The sequence below is a fragment of the Mucilaginibacter sp. P4_E8 genome (assembly GCF_056401495.1).
The window spans coordinates 1-695 of record NZ_JBFUJG010000440.1; the positions used below are offsets into that span (position 1 = coordinate 1).

Genomic DNA, 695 nt, shown 5'->3' on the forward strand with positions numbered 1-695 from the left:
ACACTGGTTACCAGCATGGATGAGGTGATCAAAAATCCATCTGTAATGAATTTAAAGATCGATTTTTAAAGGATCATTCCTGCTGTTTCTACCCTGATCTTTCATGTACAGGTACTTTTGCACTTTACTTTAACATAATAAAAAGGTTTAAGTAATTTAGATTGCCAAACTTGCCCGGCATATTATTTAACAATGAAATCGGACCTGGACCTGCTCATAGAAACGTACGAGGTTGAAAAGCAATCGCTTGAATCTTCCATAAAAAATTATTTAAATGAGGATGACTTTTTGTATGCTCATTATCATCAGAAAGCCTTATGGCGGGTGAATGGTGAATTACAATTGCTCCATAGTTTTAAAGGTGCTTTATACGAAGAGAAGTTATACCTGGAAAGATTGATTGACACGGTAAAAAAAATGGAGGATGAAGGTGTTATTAAATCCATCTATGAAAAAAGGATAATTGAAAAAAGAGATGAGATACAAAGGCTAAGTGAAGTAAATAAAAGTTTTAATGATAGCCAAGAAATTGATGATGCGTTATTTAACCTGTATGAGGGTAGGTTTAAAAGATTCAGGCTTCATTTAATAAACAGGGATGAGGATTTTTACCTGGAATTTGAATTGATTTCTGGCAATATTTTATGTATTTCTGTTAAAATTATCAATATTTTATATGGTGATGACACTAACGA

At 32.5% G+C, this 695-nt stretch carries 1 protein-coding gene; it reads left to right on the top strand.

Going from position 1 to position 695, the window contains the following annotated elements; translation table 11 throughout:
• Positions 1-192: 192 nt before the first annotated feature.
• Positions 193-695 (top strand): hypothetical protein (locus tag AC1DRQ_RS32000; RefSeq protein WP_477430264.1); only part of this gene is annotated, 503 nt, incomplete at its 3' end.